The sequence below is a fragment of the Frankia sp. Hr75.2 genome (assembly GCF_949319125.1).
GTDB lineage: Bacteria > Actinomycetota > Actinomycetes > Frankiales > Frankiaceae > Parafrankia > Parafrankia soli.
Genome location: NZ_CASGGV010000144.1, coordinates 43,106 through 67,223 on the forward strand (window position 1 = coordinate 43,106; position 24,118 = coordinate 67,223).

Annotated in this window: 15 protein-coding genes and 3 pseudogenes; 10 read left to right on the forward strand and 8 right to left on the reverse strand. The window is 73.2% G+C overall.

Translation table 11 applies throughout. The annotated features are described in order from the left end of the window. The first annotated feature begins 131 nt into the window (after nucleotides 1-131). The 6 genes and pseudogenes from AC559T_RS12530 (at nucleotide 132) to AC559T_RS12555 (ending at nucleotide 9,571) form a co-directional block, all read left to right on the forward strand. Nucleotides 132-986 (forward strand): class I SAM-dependent methyltransferase, encoded by an 855-nt coding sequence (locus tag AC559T_RS12530; RefSeq protein WP_112104569.1) that lies wholly within the window; start codon nucleotides 132-134, stop codon nucleotides 984-986. Next, on the forward strand, nucleotides 983-2,053 hold the full coding sequence (locus AC559T_RS12535) for an iron-containing redox enzyme family protein (RefSeq protein ID WP_498868812.1): 1,071 nt from the start codon (nucleotides 983-985) through the stop codon (nucleotides 2,051-2,053). Before AC559T_RS12530 ends, AC559T_RS12535 begins: the two co-directional genes overlap by 4 nt. A 737-nt stretch (nucleotides 2,054-2,790) precedes the next feature. Further along, nucleotides 2,791-3,093, forward strand: coding sequence for a hypothetical protein (locus AC559T_RS12540; RefSeq protein WP_112105319.1), 303 nt, complete (start codon nucleotides 2,791-2,793; stop codon nucleotides 3,091-3,093). Between the two features lie 467 nt (nucleotides 3,094-3,560). Further along, nucleotides 3,561-4,009, forward strand: a pseudogene (locus AC559T_RS12545) (transposase); the annotation flags it as partial. 109 nt (nucleotides 4,010-4,118) lie between these two features. Continuing rightward, complete coding sequence (locus tag AC559T_RS12550; protein WP_498868813.1) at nucleotides 4,119-9,173, forward strand: diguanylate cyclase; 5,055 nt, start codon at nucleotides 4,119-4,121, stop codon at nucleotides 9,171-9,173. Nucleotides 9,174-9,412: 239 nt separating this feature from the next. Beyond that, complete coding sequence (locus AC559T_RS12555) at nucleotides 9,413-9,571, forward strand: hypothetical protein (protein ID WP_165938789.1); 159 nt, start codon at nucleotides 9,413-9,415, stop codon at nucleotides 9,569-9,571. 132 nt (nucleotides 9,572-9,703) lie between these two features. Here the strand turns inward: AC559T_RS12555 and AC559T_RS12560 are convergent, their stop codons facing one another. Together AC559T_RS12560 and AC559T_RS12565 are read right to left on the reverse strand one after the other, a co-directional pair. After that, on the reverse strand, nucleotides 9,704-9,829 hold the full coding sequence (locus AC559T_RS12560) for a hypothetical protein (RefSeq protein WP_498868834.1): 126 nt from the start codon (nucleotides 9,827-9,829) through the stop codon (nucleotides 9,704-9,706). A 42-nt stretch (nucleotides 9,830-9,871) separates the two neighbouring features. Then, nucleotides 9,872-10,608: pseudogene (locus AC559T_RS12565) on the reverse strand (RNA-guided endonuclease InsQ/TnpB family protein); the annotation flags it as partial. An 18-nt stretch (nucleotides 10,609-10,626) separates the two neighbouring features. Between AC559T_RS12565 and tnpA the strand changes: the two are divergent. The 3 genes and pseudogenes from tnpA to AC559T_RS12580 all read left to right on the forward strand — a co-directional run. Continuing rightward, nucleotides 10,627-10,906, forward strand: a pseudogene (gene tnpA / locus AC559T_RS12570) (IS200/IS605 family transposase); the annotation flags it as partial. A 130-nt stretch (nucleotides 10,907-11,036) separates the two neighbouring features. After that, nucleotides 11,037-12,620, forward strand: coding sequence for a serine/threonine-protein kinase (locus AC559T_RS12575; protein WP_498868814.1), 1,584 nt, complete (start codon nucleotides 11,037-11,039; stop codon nucleotides 12,618-12,620). A 129-nt stretch (nucleotides 12,621-12,749) separates the two neighbouring features. Then, a complete protein-coding gene (locus AC559T_RS12580) occupies nucleotides 12,750-13,427 on the forward strand; it encodes an enoyl-CoA hydratase-related protein (protein ID WP_071060024.1) in 678 nt (225 codons plus the stop codon). A gap of 27 nt (nucleotides 13,428-13,454) precedes the next feature. Here the strand turns inward: AC559T_RS12580 and AC559T_RS12585 are convergent, their stop codons facing one another. The 5 genes from AC559T_RS12585 to AC559T_RS12605 all read right to left on the reverse strand — a co-directional run bounded on the left by AC559T_RS12585 (nucleotide 13,455) and on the right by AC559T_RS12605 (nucleotide 20,995). Further along, complete coding sequence (locus AC559T_RS12585) at nucleotides 13,455-14,663, reverse strand: amidohydrolase family protein (protein WP_498868815.1); 1,209 nt, start codon at nucleotides 14,661-14,663, stop codon at nucleotides 13,455-13,457. 141 nt (nucleotides 14,664-14,804) lie between these two features. Further along, entirely contained in the window at nucleotides 14,805-15,725 is a 921-nt protein-coding gene (locus AC559T_RS12590) for an acyl-CoA thioesterase (RefSeq protein WP_498868816.1), read from the reverse strand. A 160-nt stretch (nucleotides 15,726-15,885) separates the two neighbouring features. Next, nucleotides 15,886-18,378 carry a transglutaminase TgpA family protein gene (locus AC559T_RS12595; RefSeq protein ID WP_498868817.1) on the reverse strand — a complete coding sequence of 831 codons (2,493 nt, stop codon included), beginning with the start codon at nucleotides 18,376-18,378 and terminating at the stop codon, nucleotides 15,886-15,888. Beyond that, complete coding sequence (locus AC559T_RS12600) at nucleotides 18,375-20,024, reverse strand: DUF58 domain-containing protein (protein WP_498868818.1); 1,650 nt, start codon at nucleotides 20,022-20,024, stop codon at nucleotides 18,375-18,377. The genes AC559T_RS12595 and AC559T_RS12600 overlap by 4 nt, the downstream gene beginning before the upstream one ends. After that, the gene (locus AC559T_RS12605; RefSeq protein ID WP_071060019.1) at nucleotides 20,021-20,995 is read right to left on the reverse strand and encodes an AAA family ATPase; all 975 of its coding nucleotides are present in this window, start codon (nucleotides 20,993-20,995) and stop codon (nucleotides 20,021-20,023) included. The genes AC559T_RS12600 and AC559T_RS12605 overlap by 4 nt, the downstream gene beginning before the upstream one ends. A gap of 842 nt (nucleotides 20,996-21,837) precedes the next feature. Between AC559T_RS12605 and AC559T_RS12610 the strand changes: the two genes are divergently transcribed. After that, on the forward strand, nucleotides 21,838-23,256 hold the full coding sequence (locus tag AC559T_RS12610) for an NHL repeat-containing protein (protein ID WP_498868819.1): 1,419 nt from the start codon (nucleotides 21,838-21,840) through the stop codon (nucleotides 23,254-23,256). Here the strand turns inward: AC559T_RS12610 and AC559T_RS12615 are convergent, their stop codons facing one another. Then, entirely contained in the window at nucleotides 23,257-24,012 is a 756-nt protein-coding gene (locus tag AC559T_RS12615; protein ID WP_498868820.1) for an AMIN-like domain-containing (lipo)protein, read from the reverse strand. Between the last annotated feature and the right edge of the window lie 106 nt (nucleotides 24,013-24,118).

Sequence of the window (24,118 nt, forward strand, 5' to 3'; positions counted from 1 at the left end):
CCGCCTGTCCCGCGGCGCCGAGAGGTTTTTCCGGGGCCCGGACGGACATGTAGCCCGCGCCGGCCTCGGGACGCGACGAGGTCGTATCCCGAGCGCGCTCTGGCGACGGGCCGCGCGACGAGAGGCGAGCCATGTCCTTCTACGACAAGGTCGAGTCGACGTTCTACGGCTGGTGTGTGGAACGTCTGCTGACCACCGCGGAGCACGGCGGATGCCTGGCCGGCGGGATCCTGGAGATCGGCTCGGGGACGGCCGTGCCGGTGGTGCGGGCCCTGCTGCGCTCCGGCTCCGACACGCGGGTGCACGGATTCGAGCGCGACCCGCGGGCGGCGGCGACGGCGCGGCGCGCGATCGGGCTGACCCCGCTGCGCAACTACGTCGTCGACGAGGGCGACTTCTTCACCGCGGTGCCGACGGCCGCCCAGCGCTGCGTGATCGGGAACCCGCCGTACCTCCCGGCCGAGCCGGGCACGTCCTGCGCGCCGGACCTCTGGGGCGGCCCCCGCGGCGCCGAGGTCACCCAGGACGTCCTGGACTGCGGGCTCGACCTGGCGATGCTGATCGTCTCCTCGATCGCCGACCCGCTGGGAGTGCTCCGGTTCGCCCGTGATCGGGGCTACTCCGTCACCGACTGGATGGTCACGCCGATCCGCTTCGGGAGGTTCTGCCGGGACGCCGGGGTCCGCGCCCGCATCGGCGATCTCGCCGGCCGCGAGCAGGCGTTCTTCGCCCCCCACTCGTACCTGATCGCCGGGGTCACCTTCGTGCGCGACGCCGGCACCCGGGACCAGAGCGCCGTGCTGGGGGACGTCCTGCGCGCCGCCGGCCGGGCGTCGGAAGTCGCCGATCCGCAACCCCGGGCGGGCGGGGCCGTGGTGGGGGCTCCGGCCGGGACAGAACGGGTTGTGGCGGGAGCGCAGGCCGGAGCCGCGAAGCGGGCCGGGACAGCGGCGCGGGCCGGGACAGCGCAGCCGGTCGGGCGATGAGGACGGGGCGGCCCCCGGACCACTCCGCGGGATACGGGACCGTGTTCACCCCGGCGGTGCTCGAGGCGCCGCCGCTCCCGGTTCCCCGTGGCCCCCTCTCCGAGTACCTCGTCGAGCTGCTCGGCGGCGACGTCCAGCCCGCCGCCGGGTGGCCGAAGCCGGCGGACGACGCGCTGTTCGGCGAGGACGGGGCCCTCGCGCTGCACTGCCTGTACGAGCTTCACTACCGGGGATTCCGCGGGGTCGACGACCGGTTCGAGTGGGAGCCCTCGCTGCTCGCGTTGCGGGCGGAGCTCGAGGGCGACCTGGAGCGCCGCCTGATCGACCTGGCCGGCCCGGACCCGTCCCCCGCGGGGGACATCACCGCGGAGCTGCGCCGGGTGATCTCCCAGCCGGGAGGCCGTTCCCTGTCCGGCCGCCTCGCCGAGCGGGGCAGCCTCGATCAGTTCCGCGAGTACGCGACGCACCGCTCGCTCCTCCAGCTGAAGGAGGCCGACCCGCACACCTGGGCCGTTCCCCGCCTCACCGGCGCCGCCAAGGCCGCACTCGTGGAGATCCAGGCGGACGAGTACGGCGGTGGCACCGAGCGGGACATGCACCAGAACCTCTTCGGCCTGACCATGCTCGAGCTGGGCCTGGACCCCTCGTACGGCGCCTACGTCGACCGCCTGCCCGGAGGCACCCTGGCCACCGCCAACGTCCCGAGCTTCTTCGGCCTGCACCGGCGGTGGCGGGGCGCGCTCGTGGGGCACCTGGCGGTCTTCGAGATGACATCGGTCGAGCCGATGGGCGCCTACGCCGCGGCCCTGCGGCGGCTGGGCCTGCCCTGGAGCGCCCGGCACTTCTTCGAGGTCCACGTCGTCGCCGACGCCCACCACCAGAATCTCGCGGCGGAGTCACTCGCGGGTGGCCTTGTCCGCGCCGAGCCGGCGCTCGCCGGCGACGTCCTGTTCGGTGCCCGGGCAACCATGGCCGTCGAGGGCTACTGCACGGAGAACATCCTCGCCGCCTGGGACCGCGGGGAAACGGCCCTGCTCCCGTGTCGGGGAGAACCGAGCGCCCGCTAAGTGGGTCGTCGGTCGGCCCGCGAGGGCTACCTCGGTGAGGCGCCGCGGTGTCAGCCTCGGTGTCAGCCTCGGTGTGGCACGCCGGGATCATCGATGCGAGGCGCGCCATCCACGCGTAGCCCACGAAAGTGCAGGTAGAGGCACATGTAGAGCAATGGTTCGTGTCGGCCGGGGTAGTTGAACCCCACGCCCCAAATGAGCGCCGTAGCGTCCGCTCCCCACCCGGTGGGCCGGTCGGCCGATCGCTACCCCGCGGTCACCACTCTGATCGCCACCGTCGTCGCGCTGAGCTTCCTGTTCGGGACCGGCAGCGTCGGGGCACTGGGCATTGGGGGCATTGGGCATCAGACTCTCCAGACCGTCAGCGCCGGCCATGCCCTGGTCCAGAACATCCGCCGCGGCCACTACGAACTCGGAACCAACACCGACCTCCACCGGATCGGAGGCTGCGCAAACGGTTCCGGGAGCGCGACTGAGGGCTGTCCCTGGCCCCCTCGGGGGTCGATCGGACGCCGGTACGTCCCCGCCGGGCTCGAGCCTTGTCCGGGGTGCGGGTGGGTGACGGTGCTGTGGTCGGGGTGCACCGTGTGCGATCCGAGGTCGGCGGTGCCGGCCCTGCCGACGCTGCGAGGGTAATCCCCGGCCTGAACAGCCCTACGGCCTGGGTACCAATGGATGGTAAGCCGGCCCGCCGGCCGGTCGACTCGACATCTGTACCCGCGTCACAGGAGGCAGCAATGGCGGAGCATTTCGTATGGATGACGACGCGAAGGATCCGACCGGACACGTTGGCGGACTTCGAGCGAAGCTGGCGGCCCGATCCGTACCCGGACGGTCTGCGCCACGCCTACGCATACTGGTCCGAGGACGGCACCGAGGTAGTCGGCGTCTCGTTCTGGGACTCCAAGGAAGCATGCGACGCCTGGCGCACCTCGGCCGCCGAGGCGCACCGTCGGGCAGCGATGGCGCCCTACGTGGTGGAGGAACACGAGGCGTTCTACCGAGGCCGCGAGTTGGCGGTGCCCGCGCACCACCGGTAGCCCTTACCGTGCCAGTACGGGTCTGGCCGTAGTCCTCGGCGAAGGTGACGTCGCGGACCAGTGGAGACGGTTCTCGATGGTGTGGGGCTCCAGAACCCCGATTTGGCGTTGACCTGCTCGTTTGTCTGCGGGACAGAGCCCGCCTCGAGCAGGCTGGACGTCGTGGTGTGGTCCCGGCTCTACACCCTGACACGCGACGCTCTCGGACTGATGCTGCTCCGAGTCCGCGGGGACACCGCAAAGGACGTAGAGCTCCTCGTCCTGCGACATCAGGTGGCGGTGTTGCGACGGCAGGTGAACCGCCCGGCGCTGGAACCGGCGGATCGCGTGATCCTCGCAGCCCTGTCCCGGCTGCTGCCCCGAGCCCGCTGGGATTCACCGGGCCTGCATGGCGGTGTGGCGGTCACGGACGTGAAGCGGCCACCGGGTGATCCTCGGGGGTTGTGTGGACCATCGAAGATTGACCAGTGGCCGCGGGCCACAGCATGAATAGCGGCCGTTGGCGGGCTGAGTTCGACTCGCTCGTCGACCGGGTGGCGGGCCGGTTCGCCCGGGTGGAGGTCCGCCGCAGGGTGGGGCCGTTCCTGCTCGGGCTGACGGCGGGCCTGGGCCGGACGAACTGCTGGACCGTCTCTGAACACGCGGTCGAGGCGTCGCCGCACGGGATGCAGTGGCTGCTGTCGCGGGCGGTGTGGGACGCCGACGCCGTCCGGGACGACCGGCGCGGCTACGTCGTCGAACGGCTCGGCGACAGCGGCGCGGTGCTGGTCATCGACGAAACGGACGACCTCAAAAAGGCGAACGGACGGTCAGGGTCCAGCGGCAGCACACCGGCACCGGCGGAAGGATCGAAAACGCCCGGGTCGCGGTCTACCTGGCCTACGCCGCCGACAGGGGGCACGCGTTCGTCGGGCGGCCACAGGCCCTTCTCGGGCTGAGTCCTCGCCCGGTCGCCCTGTTGCGTCGTCGTGATCGGGGGAAGGCTTGGGATGTGAGCTGCTTGTAACACGACGTGAGGTTGGCAGATGGCATTCCAGCGAACGGCACCGGGCCGGGATCCGCCGCTGGCGGGGCGGGTGGAGCTGCTTCACGAGTCGGAGCGGACCCGGGTCGCTCGGCTGGTGTTCCCGTCTGGGAGTGTGATCCGGAAGGAGCTGCTGGGGCTTGGCGCTGCGCGACGGTTGCGGCATGAGGTGGAGATTCTCGAACGGCTGTCGGGAGTCGAGGGGGCTGTGCAACTGGCCCGTGGAGTGGCGCCGCAACTGGCCGCTGGGGTGGCGTCGTCGGCTGACTCGATCTTGCTGGTCGATGTCGCCGGTAGGGCTCTGTCCGAGCGGGCCAGGCCACTGGATCCGGCTGGGTTGGTTGATCTGGCCGGATCGCTCGCGCGTGCCGTGGCGGGGATGCATCACCGGGGTGTGGTCCATCGAAACATCAACCCGGCGAACCTCGTGGTGAGTGGGGACGAAGGCGCGCTGTTTCTGATCGACTTCGCGTTGGCTACGACCTTCGCGACCGTCCAGCAGGGGTTCGTGCATCACAGCGAGATCGTCGGGACGTTGCCGTATCTGGCGCCGGAGCAGACCGGTCGGACTGGTCGCCGGGTCGATCAGCGGGCTGATCTGTACGCGGTTGGGGCGACTTTGTACGAACTGGCGACCGGCGCGCCGCCGTTCGGCGTGGGGGATCCGTTGCGGATCATTCATGACCATCTTGCGCGGGTGCCGGTGCCGCCGTCGGTGGTGAATCCGGTGGTGCCGGCCGGCCTGTCGGCGATCATCATGCATCTGTTGGAGAAGGAGCCGGACGATCGCTATCAGAGCGCGGACGGGCTGGTGCATGATCTCGCCCTGGTGCGCCGCGGCGCATTGATGCGCCCCGGTGAGCATGATTTTCCGGCACGGGCTTTGGCGCCGTCCCGGCTGGTCGGGCGGGAGCAGGAGATCGGCGAGCTGGGCGCGGCGTTTGTCGAGGCGATGGAGGGCCGCTGCCGTGGAATCCTCGTCAGCGGCGCACCGGGGGTGGGCAAGACCTCGCTCGTCAACGAGCTGCGGCCGGTCGTGGCCGGTAGCGATGGCTGGTTCGTGGCGGGCAAGTTCGACCAGTATCGCCGTGACCAGGAGTTTGACGCGGTTTGGCAGGCGTTTCGGGCGCTGGGCCGGCTGTTGTTGGCCGAGCCGGAGGACCACCTGGTCGAGCTGCGGGAGCGGATGCTGCGGGCTGTGGGGCCCAACGCCGGACTGGCGGCCACCGTCCTCCCGGAGTGGGCGACGTTGCTGAGGGTGCCCCCGGAGCCGGGGGATCCGATGACAGCGCAGGCGCGAGCACAGCGCACTGCGGTGGAGATCCTGCGTGCGGTTGCCTCTCGGAAACGGCCGTTGGTGTTGTTCGTCGACGACCTGCAGTGGGCCGGGCGAACACCGCTGGGTTTCGTCGACCTTCTCTTCGGTGGCGAGGAGGAGGTCGAGGGGCTGCTGCTGGTCGGCGCGTACCGGGAGAGCGAGGTGGATGCCGTTCATCCGCTGGCGCCGATGCTGGCCCGTTGGCGTCGCCAGCCGGCCGGTCCGTCCCACGTGCGGTTGGGGAACCTGGCGCCGGACGGTCAGGCGGGTATGGCGGCGGACCTGTTGCGCCTGGCTCCAGAGCCCGCCGCCGAGCTGGCGCGGATGATCGCGCCTGCGACCGGGGGCAATCCGTACGACACGGTGGAACTGCTCAACTCCTTGCACCACGACGGTGTCCTGGTCTTTGGCGACGGCGGTTGGCGATGGGACCGGTCCACGCTGCGTGGCCGACTGGAGCGCGTGGACGTGGCCGGACTGCTGGCCGCGCATCTGGCGACGTTGCCGCCGGTCACCGGCGATGTGCTGGCGATGATGGCCTGCCTGGCCGGCAGGGTGGAGCTGGACCTCCTGAAGGCCGCGACCGGGCTACCGGCGGAGGAGGTGGAGCGGCGGCTCGGCCCCGCCTTCGCCAACGGCCTGCTGGTGCTGGAGCCCGACGGCCGGCCCGCCGTGCGGTTCCACCACGACCGAACGCAGGAGTCCGTCCTGCGCGGACTTGCTCCGCACGCGCAGCACGACACACGGCTGTGTCTGGCCCGCCGCCTGGCCGGCCGAGGCGAGTTCTTCGCCGTCGCGGCGGAGCAGTACCTGCTTGTGGCCGACGCAGTGCATTCCCTGCAGGAGCGGCAGCTGATGGGAAGGCTCTTCCGGCGCGCCGCCGACCAGGCGCGCCCGCTGAGCAATTACATGCTGGTGGAGCGGTTCCTGACCGCGGCGGTGGCGCTCATCGACCCGACCGATACCGACGAATTGATCGCGGTCCACACCGGCCGGCACGAAGCCCTGTACTGCCTCGGCCGGTTGGAGGAGGCCGACGAGGTTTACCAGACCATCTGCCGGCTGTGCACCCACCCGGCCGGGCGCACGGGCGCCACCGTGGTACAGGTCAGGAGTTTCACCAACCGAGGCCGCGCTGGCGAGGCGATGCGGCTCGGCCTCGACCAGCTACGCCAGCTCGGCCTTGCCGTCCCTGATCAGGACCACCTCGCCGCGGAGATCGACCGCGGACTGGATGCGGCCTATCGGTGGATCGACCAGACGAGCGAATCCGACGATCTGCGCTGGCCGGGGATCATCGACCACTCCCAGATCGACGCTTTCAAGATCGTCAACTCTGTCATGCCCGCGGCGTACTTCTCCGACCACGCGATGATGGCCTGGCTGACCCTGCAGGCGCTGGACGTGTGGGCACGGCACGGCCCGGATCCCGCCCTGCTCGGCCCGGCCGCCCACGCCGCGTTCGTGGCCATCGCCCGCAGGCAGGACTACCGCACCGGGTACCGCATCATGCGGCGGATCCTCGCGGTCGCTCGGGCGCGCGGCTTCGAGCCCGACATGTGGCAGGCGCAGTTCCTGTATGTACTCAGTACCGGCCATTGGTTCGACCCACTCGAGGACAACCTGTCCGCCGCGCGTGGCGCGTTGGAGCGTCTTCTCCAGAATGGCAGCCTGCAGAACGCGTGCTGGACCCACAGCGTTCTGCTGTCCAACCTGCTGGACTGCGCACCATCGCTGGACGTCTTGGCAGCCGAGGCCGACGAAGCGATGGCGTTCGCCAGACGTACCGGCAACGCACACGCTGAGGAGGCGTTCCAGACTTGCCGCCGGATGGTACGGGTGCTGCGCGGCGAGGCCCTTGAACCGGCGGCCGACGATGCGGCCCAACTGAGCATGCTGGCCGCCAACCCGCTCGCGGCCACCCACCTGCACCTCAACCGCGCCCTCGCCGCGGCTGTCTTCGATCACCCGGCTGAGCTGGCCCGGCACACCGCCGCCGCGATGCGATTGCTGCCGAGCGCCGAAGCAACCTATCTGACAGCGACGGCGCGCCTGCTGCGGGCCGTGGCGTTGGCGGGACAGGCCCGCACCGCCACCGAGACAGGCCGGCGCAGCGCGTTCCTGGCCGAGCTGGGCGAGCTGGGCGGATGGCTGGCCGGGCGCGCCGCCGACGCACCGGCCAACTTCCTGCATCTGCTGCGCCTGGTGGAGGCGGAGCGGGCCTGGGCCGCCGGCGACTTCCACGAGGCGGCGTACGCGTTCGACGCGGCACAGTGCGAGGCCTCGGTGCGGACGCGTCCCTGGCACCGGGCGCTGATTCTGGAACGCGCCGCCCGGTTCTACCTCGCTCACGGCATGGCAGCGGCTGGCAGTGCGTTGCTCGCCTCCGCCCGCCGCCAGTATCTGGACTGGGGAGCGACCGCGAAGGTCAGACAGCTCGACTGGGCCCACCCGACGCTACGGGCCGAACCCGCCGGTGCCCAGCCGACCGCGCAGCCACCGGCGGAGCCGACCTCCCGCCGCCCCAGAGTCACCGCCGGTAACCTCGACCTGCTCGGCGTCGTCGCTGCTTCGCAGGCGCTCAGCTCGGAGACCAGCATCGAGAGCCTGCAGGCCAGGGTCGTGGGAGTCCTGTCGGCAATGACCGGCGCCACCAGCATCCACCTGCTGTTGCGCGATGAGGAGCAGCGGGACTGGTTGGTGCCGGCCGGCGACGCCGGCACGATCACGCTTGCCGAGGCGGGCCGCCGGCGGCGGCTGCCACCGTCGGTCGTTCTGTATGCCGAACGCACCGGCGAGCCCGTCGTCGTCGCCGATGCCACCGGCGACGACCGATTCCGCCGCGACCCCTACGTGGCCGACCTGGACCGTTGCTCCCTGCTCGCCATACCCATCGTGATCCGCGGCGAGCGCCGGGCGATGCTGCTGCTGGAGAACCGGATGATCCGCGGCGCGTTCACCACCGAACGCCTCGAAGGGATCATGCTCATCGCCGGACAGCTCGCGGTCTCCCTCGACAACGCCCAGGTCTACGCCTCCCTGGAACACAAGGTCGCCGAACGCACCCAGCAACTCGCCACCGCCAACCAGCGGCTCGAACAGCTGTCGGTCACCGACGAGCTGACCGGACTGGCCAACCGGCGACGCCTCGACGAGGCTCTCGACGCCGAATGGCACCGGGCGACACGCCAGAAGGCACCCCTGGCCTTCGCCATGATCGACATCGACCACTTCAAGCTTTACAACGACCACTACGGCCACACCGCCGGCGACCGCTGCCTCCAACAGGTCGCCACCTGCCTGGCCGTCAACACCCGCGCCGTCGACCTCGCCGCCCGCTACGGCGGCGAGGAGTTCGCCATCGTGATGCCGGGCGCCGACCTCGACGCCGCAACCCGGCTGGCCCGGCGCCTGTGCGCCGCCGTCGCGGAACTCGCCCAGCCACACCCGCTGGTCGCCGACAACATCGTCACGGTCAGCATCGGCGTCATCGCGATCACCCCCACCCCCCACGACGACCCGGCAGCCTTCGTCGAACTCGCCGACGCGGCCCTGTATCAGGCCAAAAACGGCGGACGCAACCGCGTGGCAGCAACCAGCACGTCGAACGGGGTCGAGTCGATCTGCCTCAGCTCACCCGGCGCGGCGACCGTTACCGCGGAGAACGACCGCCGGGACGCACGGCCAGCGACCGGCGGGCGCGCCGAACCGGTGACGTGGCGGCCGTGCGCGAGCTGAAGAACCGCGAGTCGGTGACGCGGGGGTGCGGCTGCGCACGGCCCAGCGGTGGCTGCCCGGTACCAGGCCGGTAGGCCGGGCGGGCTCGCCCGGTCCGCGCGCGGGACAGGGCACGCGGCGACTGCCCGACGAACTGCGGCTGCTGATCGAGGGTCTGGCGCTTCACCCGCCGGAGCCGTCCGCGGCGCACGCGCGCGGTCATCCGGGAAATACAGCGCCGGAATACGGCTGGAAGCCGCATGGTGATCTTCGGTGGGGTGTTACTCGTCGGTGATGAGGTGGTCGAGGGTGCGGGTCTTGTCGTCTTCGGCGGGTTGGGTGTAGATCCGGACGGTTTCGAGTCGGGGAACCGTAGCGATACGACCGCGCCAGGGGAATCGATGGGCGGTACGGCGTGATGTGCGCCGTATCACTCGGTTTGACATCCTCTCCGCCCTGAAGGGCGGCGATTCCCGCCTGCTACGCCGCTGTGGGCGTGAGCTTCGGGTGGGTTCCCGTTTCGCCGCGCGGTGCCGGCAGGGGTGCCGGTCTTACCTGCGCTCCACGGGCTGACACCGCCCGTACCGTGCGGCCTTGTACTCCAGCATGCTCACGAACGCCGACCATCCGGCGTCGTGCACGGACTTGGCCAGGCGTGTGCGGGCGAGCCCCTTCACCGCCAGGTCCTCCACGGCGACCGCTTGGTTCTCGCGGATCAGTTTCGTGGAGAGCTGGTGGTGAAACTCGCGCCGCGCGTCGGCCACCCGCGCATGCGCGCGGGCAACCCGAAGCCGGGCCCTGCCACGGTTCTCGAGCCCTTCTCCTTGCGGGAGAGGGCTCGCTGCGCCTTCTTCAGCCGCTTCTCCGCACGGCGAAGGAACCGAGGAGAGCCGATCTTCGTGCCGTCCGAGAGGACCGCGAAGTGCGTCAACCCGAGGTCGACACCGATCTCGGTGGGCGCATCCGGAAGAGCCTTCTGCGGGCCGGTGTCGACGACGAAGCTCGCGAAGTACCGGCCCGCGCTGTCCTTGACCACTGTCACCGTGGACGGGGTGGAAGGCAGGCGGCGGGACCATCGCACCTCGACGTCGCCGATCTTCGGCAGTCGAAGCTTCCCGCCGGGGGTGAGCGCCCAGCGGGCGTTCGCGGTGAACCGCACCGCCTGCCGGCTGTCCCGCTTCGACTTGTACCGGGGCGCGCCCATACGCGGGCGCTTCCCGTTCAGCCCCTCGAAGAAGTTCCGGTAGGCGGTGTCGAGATCCCGCAGGGACTGCTGAAGGACCACGGCGGACACCTCACCGAGCCACGCCCTCTCCGGCGTCTTCTTCGCCTCGGTGATCAGCAGCCTGGACAGCTCCCCCGCCTTCGGGAACGGCAGCCCCCGCGCACGCGCGGTCTCCCGGGCGCGGAGCGCGTCGTTGTAGACCACCCGCGCGCACCCGAACGCCCGCGCCAACGCGACCCGCTGACCAGCGCCCGGGTACAGGTCGACTTCGAGACCGACCTCGTCGAGTTCAACGCCCGAGCACGACCACGTCCACCTGCTGGTGAACTTCCCACCGAAGGTCGCCCTGCCGAAGCTGGTCAACAGCCTCAAGGGAGTGTCGTCCCGGCGGATGCGGCAGGAGTTCCCCGACCTGGCCCGGCACTACTGGCGGGCGAACCGGCTGTGGTCGGGCTCCTACTTCGCCGGGTCCGTCGGTGGTGCGCCGCTGACCGTGCTCCATCAGTACATCGAGCAGCAGACCCGTCCGGTTCAGAGCACGCCCGGGCCTGGCGGCCCTCCCGCTCGGGCCCTCACCCCCGACCTGAAGACCGGAGCACTGGCCCGCGGCTTGGTAGCGTGATCGATGTTGGCTCACGTCCCGGTGGAGGACATCCGCGATGATCAGTGGATATCGGTTCCTCCACGACATCGGCCACGGTGGGTTCAGCACCGTCCACCTCGCCGAACAGGAGATCTTCGACCGGCGGGTCGCGGTCAAGATCATGCATGCCGACCTGCGCGATCCGGACGCGGAGCGGCGATTCGTGCGGGAATGCCGGGCGACCGGGCGGCTCACCGGGAACCGACACATCATCACGGTGTTCGACGCCGGCACGACGTCCGATCACCGGCCCTACATCGCCATGGAGTACTTTCCCGGCGGAACGCTCAGTCAGCGGCTGGGAGAATCGGGACCGCTGCCCGTCCGGGAGGCGGTCGCCCTGATGATCCCGATCACGCGGGCGCTCGGCGCCGCCCACCTCCACGGCATCCTGCACCGCGACCTGAAACCCGCGAACATCCTGCTGCGCGGGCCCGGCGATCCGGTGCTCAGCGACTTCGGCATCGCCAGTATCAACGAGGGTGCCGAGGCGGCCACGATCTCGGCCGCCTTCACCGCCGGGTACGCGGCGCCGGAGGTGATACTGGGCGAGCCTCCGGAGATCGCCTCGGACGTCTTCGCGCTCGGCGCCACGCTGTTCGCCCTGCTGACCGCCTCCACCCCGTTCCCGGGGCGGACGGTCGTGCAGATCCTGACGCGCATCCAGGATGGCGACATGCAGCCGGTCGCCCGGGATGACGTCCCGCCGGAGCTGATGGACCTGCTGCACCGGATGCTCACGGCGGAGCCCGGGCAGCGGCCGGGCACCGAACAGATCGCCGCGGAGCTCGACGCCACCCTGGCCTCCCTGAGCACACCCGCCAGGCGGGCAGGCGGGCAGGCGGGCGGACCGCCGGCCGGGCAGGCGGGCGGGCTGGCAGGCGGAAGCGCCCGGGGTCCTTCCGCCGGGCCGCCCCCGGCTACCACCGACCAGTTCCCCGGACAGCCGCGCCGGCCGCGCCCGACGACGCCGCGGCGACGGTTCCCGCGGCGGGGGATGGTCATCGCCGGGCCGGTGGCGCTGCTCGCGCTGGCGGCGGTGCTGCTCGTCCTGCTCACCGGCGGCGGCGAGGACGCGGCCGACGGCACGCCCCCGCCGGTCGATCCCGGGGCCACGGAGGTGAGCACGCCCCCGGAAACCGGCTCGGCGACCGGGCTGACGCCGCCCCCCGGTCCGTCGTCGGCGCCCGTCGGGACCACCGAGGGTGCTCCCCCGGGCCCGACGGGCTCCTGCGGATACCAGGCGGCGACGGTGGCCGACTACCGCGACCGGCGGTTCACGGAACGGTTCATGTGCTCGACCAGCGTGAACTCCCCCGTGTACGCGAACGTCGCCGCCGGCGCGGGCGAGCCGCTCGATGACTCCGGGCTCATGCGCGCGTCCGCCACGGTCTGGGTGATCTGCCAGCTCGAGGGACGGGCGAACCCCGTTCTCGACGGAAAGACGAGCACCTGGTGGCTCTACACCCAGGGGGACCTCTCCCGCCCGAACGCCTTCGGGTACACCGGGAGCTGGGGCTACCTGCCCGCGACCGCGGTGCGTGACGGCGTCCAGGGCGAGCCCGTTCCCGGCGTCCCCGTCTGTGCCGGCCCGCTCTGAGAATCCGGGCGTCGCCGAATCCGCCCCGTCGTTCGCCACGCGGGATGCGTCGGACCCGGCCGATCGACGATAGTCAGCACGGGAGACCGCCCGGCGCCCGGCCGGGGCGACTACGCGAGGAGCGCGCACGTGGCAGGACTCGACCGCGATGGTGACGTGTTCGTCCTGGACCTGGGCGACGGGGAGAACCGGCTGAACCCGGCCGCGGTCGCCGCCATCAACGCCCGCCTCGACGAGGTGACCGCCGCGGCCGGGCCGAAAGCGCTGGTAACGACCGCCGAGGGCAAGTTCTGGAGCAACGGGTTCGACCTCGCGTGGATGACCGCGAACCCCGGTGAGATCGGGCCGTTCATCCAGTCGGTGCGGGTGCTGTTCGCGCGGATGGTGACGCTGGCGCTGCCGACCGTCGCCGCGGTCGGCGGGCACGCCTTCGGCGCCGGGGCCGTTCTCGCGCTGACCCACGACCAACAGGTCATGCGGGTCGACCGGGGCTACTTCTGTCTGCCCGAGGTCGACGTCGACATCCCCTTCAGCATCGGGATCACCGAGCTGATCCGGGCGCGCATGCCGGTGCGCACGGCGCACGAGGCGATGACGACCGGCCGCAGGTACGGCGGCGACGACGCGCTCGCGGCCGGCATCATCGACGGCGTCGCCGACCAGGAGAAGGTCCTGGCGACGGCGATCGCGATGGCCCGCCCACTCACCGGCAAGGCGTCACGGACGCTGGGGACCATCAAGTCGAGGCTGTACGCGACCGCGGTCGCGGGCCTCGTGTCGGGCGAGGCCGTCGAGGTCCCGGTCTGACGCCCGTCGACCGGGTGATCCGCTGGCCTACGGGGTGATCGCCGGCCAGTCGCCGCCCTGCGGGAGCGGGTGCCGGAACAGCCTCGCGGCGTTGCCACCGGCGATCATCACGGCCTCGTGCCGCGGGATGTCGGCGAAACGCTTGCGCAGCAGGTCCTGCGAGCCCGGCCAGGTCGAGTCGGCGTGCGGGAAGTCCGTCTCGAACAGGATGTGGTCGATCCCGATCATGTGACGCTGGTCGAGCGTGCCGGGGTCGTCCAGCATGCAGAAGTAGAAGTTCCGGCGCAGCGCCTCGCTCGGCGTCACGTCGTACGTCCACGGCGTGCCGCCGCTGCCGGAGTGCTCGAGCACGTAGTCGAGGCGGTTGATCGCCATCGGCACCCAGCCGATGCCACCCTCGCTCAGCGCGATCCTGAGGTTCGGGTAGAGCGCCGGGATGCCCGCCCACACCCAGTCCACGGCCGCACAGAACGCGCCCGCCGGGAAGAGCGACGTCTGCACGTTCAGGCCGCCGCCCGGCGAGCCCTGCAGGACGAAGCCGCTCGCGCCGCAGTGCAGCGAAATGACCGTGTCGGTCTCCTCGCACGCCTTGAAGAACGGCTCCCAGTGCCTGTGGTTGGTGATCGGCGGAAGCTTGAGCAGATGCGGCGACTCGAGGAACGACACCGAGGTGAAGCCGAGCTCGGCGTTGCGGCGGATCTCCTCGGCGGCGACCTCGGGGTCCTTGAACCAGGGCAGCTGCATCGGGATGAAGCGCTCCGGGTACGCCCCGTGCCACTCCTCGATCATCCAGCTGTTCCAGGCACGGACCGCGGCGAACCCGACCTCCTGGTCGTTGTTCATCGACAGCACGCGGCCGGTGAAGCCCCACGCCCCGGAGGGGAAGCACAGTGACGCCCAGATGCCGTCGAGGTCCATGTCCTTCACACGGGCATGGACGTCCCACGCGGACCGGCGCATCTCGCTGAAGTTCAGCGGGTCGAGGTTCCACTCGGACTGCGGGCGCCCGGCGACGACACTCATTCCGTTGTCACGGTAGAGCCGGTCGCGGTAGACCCAGGCCTCCGAACCGTCCGGCGTCGTGATCACCTGAGGTGCCTTGTCCCGAAGGTTCGCCGGGAACCGCTTGACGAAGATGTCGGCAGGCTCGGTCAGATGATCGTCCACCGAGACGATCGAGTAGCTGCGTTCCTGCGGCTCTGGGTCCGGAAGCAGCTGCCAGTTCGGCCTCGGCATGATGCGCTCCTAGTTCTCGCCGATCAGACGCGCCAGCGATTGTTCGCGAGCGTTTACTCTCTACGATCCTAGCCGCACCCGCAAGGGCGGGGCGTCCGATCCGAGGCGGGGTCCAGGTCCCCCTCGACGCCGGGGCGGGTCTCAGCCGAGGGCCAGCTCCTGGGCGGTCGAGGCGACCAGCAGGCCGTCCCGGTCGAAGAAGGTGGCCCGGGTGAACGTCCGCGGGCCCGCGCCGGACGGGCTGTCCTGGACGAGGAGCAGCCACTCGTCGGCACGGAACGGGCGGTGGAACCAGGCGGCATGGTCGAGCGCCGCCGCCCGGGACGGTTCCCCGCCGACCGGCGCGCGGGCAGCTGGCGGCGGCCAGTTGGCGAGGGCGGCCGCGGCGTGGCCGGCGATGTAGGTCAGCGCGCCGGCGTGCAGGCGCTGGTCGTCCGGTAGCCCCTCGACGAGGCGCACCCAGGCGATCGGGCGCCCCGGCCCCTTCCCACCAGACCGGGCGCCCCTACCCGCTGGACCACCGGCAGCGGTTCCTGGGCCGGCCGCGGAGCCCGGGCCAGCAGCGGAGCCCGGGCCAGCAGCGGGGGCTGGGCCGGCTGCCAGCCGCAGGTCGACGAGCAGGTCGCCCAGCTCCCGGGGGTCGGTGCGCCAGCGCTCCAGGGCCTCGGGGGATGGCACGCGGGGAGCGCGCAACTGGTGTCCGCCGCGCCAGCCCCGCTGGTACGACAGGTGCATCGCGCAGACCACCTCACCGGCCTGCACCCCCGTCACCCGCCGGGTCACGGACGTGGCCCCGTCCCGGACCCGGTCGACGAGGTACACGACCGAGTGCTCCTCGCGCGGAGGGCGCGGGAACTGGGCCTGCACCGAGTGCAGGGGATGCCCCGAACCCACCGTCCGGCCGGCCGCGAGCTGCCCCTGGACGGCGATCTGCCCCAGGTGGACGGGCACGCCCCTGGTGCCGCCCCGGAAGACGTCGCGGTCGACGGCCTCGAGCTCGGCGACGCCGGGAAAGGTCGGTGCGGTGCCCCGAGCCGGTGGCCGGGCGGCACCGCGACGCACGACCCTGTCCACGGTTATCCGGAGCGGCGTCAGGCGAACCTCGCGGACCAGCCCCGGTGTCCTCGGCCCGGGAGTCCGGTGATCGCGGGTGGATGGGCCGTCCGGTGGGCGTTCCCGGCGGGCGGCGGCTTGGGTGGGGTCGAGGTCGGGGATGCCAGGATCACGCCGCCGGGGCAAAGCGCTTCCCGTCCGAGACATACCCGGCCGGCGGGGTGCCCGGATCGGGCCGCCCTTGGTCGGTGCCGGGGTCGCGCGGGCCGTCCGGGTCCCCCGCGGCCCCGGTCGGCGGATCTCCCGGATCCCGCGGATCCCGTGCGTCCCGCAGCCGGCGGAGCTCGGTGGCCACGGTGCTCGGGGCCAGCGTCCGGCGGATCCGCGCTCGGCGTGTCGTGCGCTCGCGCAGGGCCCGCTCGAACCGGTCGAGGAGGCGGCAGGCCTCGTCCGCGGCGCGGCGGCCGGGGGTGCCCTCCCATTCCACCGCGGTCACGGGGGCGAACAGGGCGAGGGTCACGATGTCGGCCAGCTCGCGGATCGCCGTCTCGCCGGACGGGCCCACCTCGGCCGCGGCGAGCCGGGCGACTTCTCCCGGGCTCGCGGCGGCCGGGACGGGCAGGCCCACGTCGGCGAGCGCGTCGACGGCCTGCCGCCAGGCGTCGACCACCCTGCGTCGTGGATGGCCCGCGCGGCGCAGGCGGCCCCGCCGGAGCGAGGGCAGCGCGACGGCGAGCGCGAGATACAGCGCCGCGGCGCCGGCGATCGCCAGGCCGCTCCGGATGGCCCAACGTGACCAGGCACCCGGGCCGGGCGGCGTGGCCGCCGGGGTGGAGTCCTCCGTGGCCCGGGTGGCCGGTGCCGTGGTCTCGACCGCGGAGCGCAGGGCGAGGTCGATCAGTTCCGCCTGCTCGGGGGTCTCGCCCGGATTCGATCCCGCCACGCTCGCGCCGCGGGCGTCCGCGGCCGGCGGGGTGGGGAAGAACGGCAGCCAGCCGGCGCCGTCGAAGCGCACCTCGGCCCAGGCGAGCGCGTCGGCGCCGTGCACGGTGCGGGGCTGGCCGTCCACCGCGGGGGGCGCGGTGAATCCCACGGCAAGCCGGGCGGGCAGCCCCAGGATGCGGGCCGCGAGGACGAAGGCGGTCGCGAACTGCTCGGACGTCCCGCGGTGGGTGTGGGCGAGGAAGTGGTCGATGTGCCCGTACGAGTGTCCGGGTGGGACGGCCGGGTCGAAGGTGAAGGTCGCGCTCAGGTACTGCCGCAGCAGCGCGGCCCGTTGGAACGGGGTGCTCCCCCGGGCCGTCGCGATATCCGCCAGACGGCCGAGGATGGCCGGCGGGTCGGCGGGGACCTCGAGGTCGGGATCGGGCCCGCCCGTTCGGGCGGTGCCGGCGTCGAACCTGGGGAGATCCGCCGGCGCGGGCCGGGGGTCCGGCGCTGAAGTGATCTCGTAACGGTCGCCGGGAAGCAGCGGACGGTCGTTCAGCAGGGTTCCGGTGCCGGGATCGACCCGGACACCGGTGGGGGCGCCCACCAGACGCCCGTCCGACGGGAGGATCCGCCCGCCCAGTCCGGCGATCTCGATGACCTGCCGCATCTCGCCCACCGGTGCCGGGCCGGGCCCGTCACCTGCTGGATCAGCGGCCCGGTCGCCGGCAGCGGGATCACCGGCCGGGTCGTCGGCGATCCCGGCTTGCGACGAGGGTGGCCCCGAGCCGGCCCGAACGAAACGGGCGGTCGACCGCCACTGGGCGCCGTCGTAGGAGTCGAGGACGGCGAGCCGGAGGGTCACCGGCTCGGCCGGGGCCGGCCCGCTGACGTCGGTGCGGAAGAGCACCTCGTCCGGATGGGCGGTCCAGCCGCCGAGTGCGCTGAGCGGGCTCGGCTCGGTCTGGCTCACCGGTGGTGTCGAGCGGTGGGTGCGGGGGTCGACGGGGTCCCCGCCGCCGGCCCTCGTCGCGGCCGTGCCGGCGAACACGCCGACCACGACCACGAGCAGTGTCGCGCCGCCCCGGCGCGCGAGCTCACGGCGCGGGCCGCGGCTCGCGGCCCGGGGCGCTCTGATCATGAGGAACAGCGCGGTCAGGGCGGCGAGGGCACCGGCCCGGGCCAGGTTGTCCCCGGAGGCGGGGACGGCCAGCGCGGACGCGGCGAGAAGGGCTACGGCGGCGGGCAGTGCCGGGGCGAGCGCCGCGCGGGTCCGCACGGCGAGCTCGGCGCCGAGCGCCGCGGCGAGCCAGGTGGGGGCGAGCGCGACGATCAGCAGGTCGGGGTCGGCCGGGGCGGGGACACCCATGTCGAGGACCCGGGCCCACCCGTCGAAGACGCCTGTGCGGACCACATCGAGGCGGGCCATGAGATCGCCCGATCCGGCGGCGACGGTGTAGGCCGTCCAGGCTACGAAGCCGGCCAGCCATACGGGCACGGTCAGCGCCGGCGAGACCGGGCGGCCGTGCCGGGAGAGCGCGCCGACCAGGACGACGGGCAGGACCGCCGCCACCGGCAGCAGCACCCACAGGTCCCGGGTCGGGAAGAGGCGGGTGAATCCCGTCCCGGCCACCAGGGCGAGGGCGGCGACGACGGCCAGCGCGGCGACGCGGCGTAGACCGGCCTCGCCCGGGGCGAAGGTGGCTCGGCGGGCTGGGCCCGCGGCGCCGGTCACGATCCGCCGCCCGCGCCGCGCCCAGTCCTGGTCCTGGGACTGGGGCCGGGGCAGGGGCCGGCCGACGCCAGGGCGGCCACCGGTAGCAGCGGTCCCGCCAGGTCCGGCTCGGTTTCGGCCTGGCCCCATCCCGCTGAACCCGATCCCGCCGAGCCCACTGCCGCTGGACTCGCGGCCGCCTGGTCCGCGGCCGGCGCCCGGGGCGGGAGGGGCGCGGCAGGCCAGACGTCGGTCAGGTCGGCGGGTGAGCCCAGGTGGATCATCCGCACCCGGCCCGAACCGGCGGTGCCGACCATGCCAACCGACCCCGCCACGCCAGCGGCACCGGCCACACCGGCCATGCGGGTCGCACCTGCCGTACGGGCCGCGCCCGCCGATCCCGTCGAGCGGGTGGGCCCGGCGGGGGCGACCGGGCCGCCTCGTTCCGCGCGGGCCCGGGCCACCGCTTCCATGCTCGGGCGCAGGCGTGGGCGGTCACCGGGGGCGCGCCGGCCCCGGGCCAGCGCGGCGGCCTCGCTGCGCGGGCCCATCCGAAGCACGATCACCTGGCCGAACACGTGGGCCACCGGGGCGAGCGCCGCCGCCGCGTCCCGGTCGAGCGCGCCGGTCACCAGAACGAGGGTGCCGACGGGCCCGTGGCGCAGGGTACGCAGGACGTCCAGGGTCACGCCCTCGTCCGGCCGGACGTCGGCCAGCTCGTCGAGGAGGGACTCTGCGTCGGTGGAGCGTCGGCGACCGGTCATCCGCACCCCGCCCGAGGTGACCAGGCGGACGCCGTAGGAGTTGCGGGCGCAGGCGAGCACCGCGGAAGCGGCGACGTCGACGGCGTCCTCGAAGACGGCCGCCCCGACCGGGCCGGGCGGGTAGGCCCGCCGGCGGGTGTCCAGCACGACGGTGGAGGCGGGCTCACTGGGGTCCAGGTGCGTTCGGACCATCAGCGTGCCCGTGCGCGCACTGGCGGCCCAGTGCACCAGGCGCAGGTCCTCCCCGGGGGTGTACTCGCGCAGGGTGTGGAACATCAGCCCCCCGGACGCGCCACGTCCGCTCTGCCCGTCGGGGTCACGGGCCGGGGCGGCCGGCGGTGGGACCAGCGGGTATGCGCGGGGGCGGACCCGCAGGGTGAGACTCGTGCCGAGGTACTGGTGGCGGTGGGCCAGCCCGAACGGATCAGACCGGTGCACCTGCGGGGGCCCGATCCGGCGGACTCCCCGAGCCGCGGTGTCGAGCGGCAGGACGATCTCCCGGCTGGCGCCACCGCGCAACGGGCGGATGTCCACGGCGATCTCGGGCCCGCCGGACCCGACAGACCCGCCGGGTTCGGCGGGCACCTCGCCCGGCTGGGCCGGCAGGCGTAGGGCGAACGGGGGAGACGTCCAGCGGGAGTGGTTCACGATCGAGATGACCAGGGCGGCGTCGTCCCCGCGGGTGACCGCGGCAGGGGTGACCCGCGTCGTGACGGTGACCCGCGGCGGACGGGCCACCGCTGCCACCGCGGTGAACAGCGCCGCCGCGCCGGCACCGGCGAAGGCGGCGAGCTCCGCGTAGCGCAGGAGCACCGCCCCGAGGGCGCAGGCGGCCGTCACGGCGAGCAGTCCCCAGGCGGCGGGCGTGAACCCCGGCAGCGTCCGGGGGGTCGGCTCGCTCACGCGCCCACGAGGCGACGGGGCGAGGGGACCGCGTCCAGGACCTCGGCGACGACGTCCTCGGCGGTGACCCGGCGCAGCTCGGCCTCCGGACTGAGCACGAGCCGGTGGGCGAGCACCGGACCGGCGAGCGCCTTGACATCGTCGGGGGTGGCGAAGGCACGCCCAGCCGAGGCGGCGCGGACCTGGACCGCGCGCAGCAGCGCCACGCTGCCGCGCGGGCTCGCGCCCAGCCGCAGTACGTCGTGCCTGGTCCGGGTGGCGGCGACAACCTGCACGACGTAGCGGCGCACCGCCGGGGCCACGTGCACGGCCAGGGTGCGCTCGGCGTGGGCGACGACGTCCTCGGCGCGCATCACCGGGCGGAGGTCCTCGACACGGCGGCCGACCTGACGTCCCTCGAGGATCTCCAGCTCGGCGTCCAGGGTGGGGTAGCCGATGCGCAGCCGCATCAGGAAGCGGTCGAGCTGGGCCTCGGGGAGGGCGTAGGTGCCATCCATGTCGACCGGGTTCTGGGTGGCGATGACCATGAAGGGCAGCGGGACGGGGTAGCGGGTCCCGTCGACGGTGACGCGCTGCTCCTCCATGACCTCGAGCAGGGCGGACTGGGTCTTCGGCGACGCGCGGTTGATCTCGTCGGCGATGACGAGGTTCGCGAAGACGGGGCCCGGGCGGAACGCGAACTCGGCGGCCCGCTGGTTGAAGACGTTGGTCCCGGTGATGTCCGCGGGCAGCAGGTCGGGGGTGAACTGGATGCGGTGGCAGCCCGCGTTCACCGAGGCGGCGAGGCTGCGGGCGAGCGTCGTCTTGCCCAGGCCGGGGACGTCCTCGACCAGCAGGTGGCCCTCGGCGAACAGGCAGATCACCGCGAGCTCGACAGCGGTGCGCTTGCCGCGGATCACCCGCTCGACGTTCGCCACCACGTCGTCGAACGCGACCGCGAACGGGATGCCCCGATCCGCCTCGACCGTCATGCCGAACCTCCTGCTGGTGAGGCCTGCGTGATGTGGCGGGCCGCGCTGGTCGAGGGGGAGCGACCGGCGCGGCCCGCCGCGGGCGGCGGGGGGTGCCGCCCGGGAACGGCTCGGCTCCTGGCGCGCCTCCCGCGATTGGCCGCCAGTGCCCACCGGCACCACCGGCCAGCACCACCTGGCGGTGCCGCTGGCGACCTTTACCGCGGCGTCGCTGCCACGGAGCCGAACCGTTCCGATGCAGTAGACGACCGAGTCGTCTGATTCGTTGTCCTCCGTCCGGAAACTATTGTGGGAATCGTGACGAGGGTTACGTCGCCCTCGCGCGCGCGGGCGCACACCCGCAGGTCACCGAGGAACGATCCGGCCACATCCGGCGACAGATGTCACGCTTCGACCAAATCCTGTCGCAACCAGTCGAGACTGCAGCGCGTCAGACCTGTTGACGGGTCACCTCGAGGGCCGCGGGCCTCCGGGGGCTACCGCACGCCCGATCCATGTCACGACGGAAACACAATCCGACAACAACCATCAGTTGTGTCTGGTTGTGTCTTCTGGTCGTGCCTGGCGACCCGTCGCCGGCCTCCGCCCGGTCACCCTCCAGCCGGGCGGAGGCCTCGGCAGCCCCGATCGCAGCCCCGACGCACCAACCAGCCACGCCCCGAGCCCGGGCGGTTCGCCGCCCGGGAAGATCCGCCCGCGGCGAACCGCCCGCGGAGCCGCGACGCCCCTGGAGGTCCACGATTCCCGGCAGTTGGCGGCGCCTCCCGTGGCGGCCCTCTCGGCAGTTCGCGTGGCGGTTCCTCAGGCCGGCACGCGGTGGGCGTGCCCGCGCCGGGCTGGGCGTGCTGTTCCTCTGCGCCGCGGCGGCCCTCGTCGCGCCCGGGCGCGGGGCCGCACCCACCGAGCTCGAGCTCACCGACGGCGGCGTGTGGCTGGCCACCACCAGCACGGGCACCCTCACCCACCTGAGCGGACCAGCCGGGCGGGCCGACGCCGCGGTCACCGTGCCCGGCGCCGTCGGACGTGACCTGACTGTCGCCCGCACCGGCGCGGCGGTCCTCGTGGCCGACCCCGGTTCGGGCCAGGTGCACCTGGTCGACCCTGCCCGGCTGGCCTCCGTCCGCTCGGCGGATCTGGGACCCGGGGTGACGATCGTCACCTCGGCGACGGCGGCCTACGCGGTCGATCCGGCGTCCGGGCGGGTCCGGCGGCTCACCCGCGACGACCTCGCCGGCGCCGGCCCCGTCCTGGAGCTCCCGCCGCCGCTGGGGCGCGCGGCGCTGACCAGCGACGGAACCCTGTGGGTGCCGGTCCGGTCCGCGGGCACAGTCGTCGCCCTGCGGGACGGCGCCGCCGAGCCGCCGCACCCGGTCGCCCCGCCCGGCAACGCCGTCGACGTGGTCCTCGCGGGCGGGCACCCGCTCGCCGTGGACACCACCGCCGCCACCGTCACCGCCCCCGACACGGGCCGCGTGATCGCCCTGCCGCCCGCCGGCCCGACCAGCGGACCGCTCCCCGGCCTGCTGGCGCCGCCGCGCACGGACGGCGGCCCCGTGCCCCTCCTCGACCCGGCCACCCGCCGCCTGTTCCTCGTGGACGTCGATCAGGGCTTGGTGACCACGGTGACCATCCCGGACATCCCCGGATCGGGCCAGCTCGGCACACCGGTGGTCCATGCCGGTCACGGGTACGTGCCGGACTCCGCGCTCGGCGTGGTGCTCGACTACGACATCGCCCGCGGCGGCTTCGGCGATCCGGTGCCGGTCGCCGCGCCCGCCGACCAACCGCGGCTCACAGTGGCCGTCGACGGCGACCTGGTGTGGATCAACGACCTGGCCGGGCCGAACGCCGTCCTCATCGACGGCCGGGGGCGGACGGCGATCGCCAAGCAGCCGCCGGATCTCGCCGGTCTGGCCACCGAGGCGGCCCGCCCGCTCCCGCCTGCGCCGCCGCTGCCGACGGCAAGGCGGCCGTCGGCGCCCGGCCCGGCCCGCGATCCGGGGCCGGCCACGCCGACCGCACCAGCCGCGCCGACGGGGACGGCCGCGCCGCGGACCACCTCCACCGGGCCGCCCACCCCGCCCGGACGGACCACGCCCGAGCCGACCCTCGTGCCGCCACCCACTCCACCCCCGCCGACCGGGCCACCACCGACCGGACCACCGCGGACGGCACCGCCGGACGGCACGCCGCCGCCGCTCCCCTCCCCGACCGTCGTGCCCCGGCCGACCACCACACCGCCCGGGACCGACCTCGGGTGATCAGCCCGCGAAGTCGATCGCCAGCCGGGCGGGGTCACGCAGCTCGACGACGCGGAAGCCGACCCGGGAGCCGAGCCCCACGCCGATGTGCACGTAGCCCTCGTAGTCACCGGCGAGCGCGTAGCTGATCGGGCCGTACAGCTCACCCCCGAACTGGGGGGTGGTCAGCGTGGACTCCCCCGCGTCGCCGTGCGCCACGGCCGGGGTGACGACGATCTCGAAGGTGACCGGGCCCCGCAGCGGCAGCGGCGCCCCCGAGCCGGGACGGAACACCTGGTCGACATAGCCCGCTGTGTAGCCGGGTAGGCCGCCGGCGAACTCGAGCACGAGCCGGTTGTAGGCGGCGCCCCCCTGCACGTTGCGCGCGGCGCGCAGCGCGACCAGCCGCGTCGGCGGCGTGACCTGGTGCTCAGCGCGCACCTCGCGGGTCGTCCAGGTCGACGGGGCCGCCGCCGGCCCCTCCGCCCCGACCGATCCGGACGGACCGCCCGATCCGGGGGTGCCGGCGGGGCCGGCTGACGGGGACGTGCCGGCCGGGCCGGACGAGACCGCCGCGCTGGTGCGCGGTGCCGGCGCCCCGTCCGGCCCCGATCCGCCCGTGCCGTCGCCGCACGCGGCGAGCGTGGTGAGGGCGGCACCCAGCAGGACCGCCAGCACGGCGGCCCCGCCCGTCCCGGGACGGATGACACGCCGCGAGCGACAGCGGGGGCCGAGGCGGTGCGGACTGAGGCGGTGGGGGGTGAGAGAGCGCTCCACGAGGGCCTCCGGGCGGACGTGCGGGAACAGGGCGATATCCGCAGTGTGGGCCGCGTCCTACGAAAATCAATGCCGTCCCACCTGCGGATATATGTGTCGCAGTACG

Coding starts and splice junctions, on each gene's coding strand:
- AC559T_RS12530 (WP_112104569.1), top strand. CDS start 132: ATGTCCTTCTACGACAAGGTCGAGTCGACGTTCTACGGCTGGTGTGTG.
- AC559T_RS12535 (WP_498868812.1), top strand. CDS start 983: ATGAGGACGGGGCGGCCCCCGGACCACTCCGCGGGATACGGGACCGTG.
- AC559T_RS12540 (WP_112105319.1), top strand. CDS start 2,791: ATGGCGGAGCATTTCGTATGGATGACGACGCGAAGGATCCGACCGGAC.
- AC559T_RS12550 (WP_498868813.1), top strand. CDS start 4,119: ATGGCATTCCAGCGAACGGCACCGGGCCGGGATCCGCCGCTGGCGGGG.
- AC559T_RS12555 (WP_165938789.1), top strand. CDS start 9,413: ATGGTGATCTTCGGTGGGGTGTTACTCGTCGGTGATGAGGTGGTCGAG.
- AC559T_RS12575 (WP_498868814.1), top strand. CDS start 11,037: ATGATCAGTGGATATCGGTTCCTCCACGACATCGGCCACGGTGGGTTC.
- AC559T_RS12585 (WP_498868815.1), bottom strand. CDS start 14,663: ATGCCGAGGCCGAACTGGCAGCTGCTTCCGGACCCAGAGCCGCAGGAA.
- AC559T_RS12605 (WP_071060019.1), bottom strand. CDS start 20,995: ATGACGGTCGAGGCGGATCGGGGCATCCCGTTCGCGGTCGCGTTCGAC.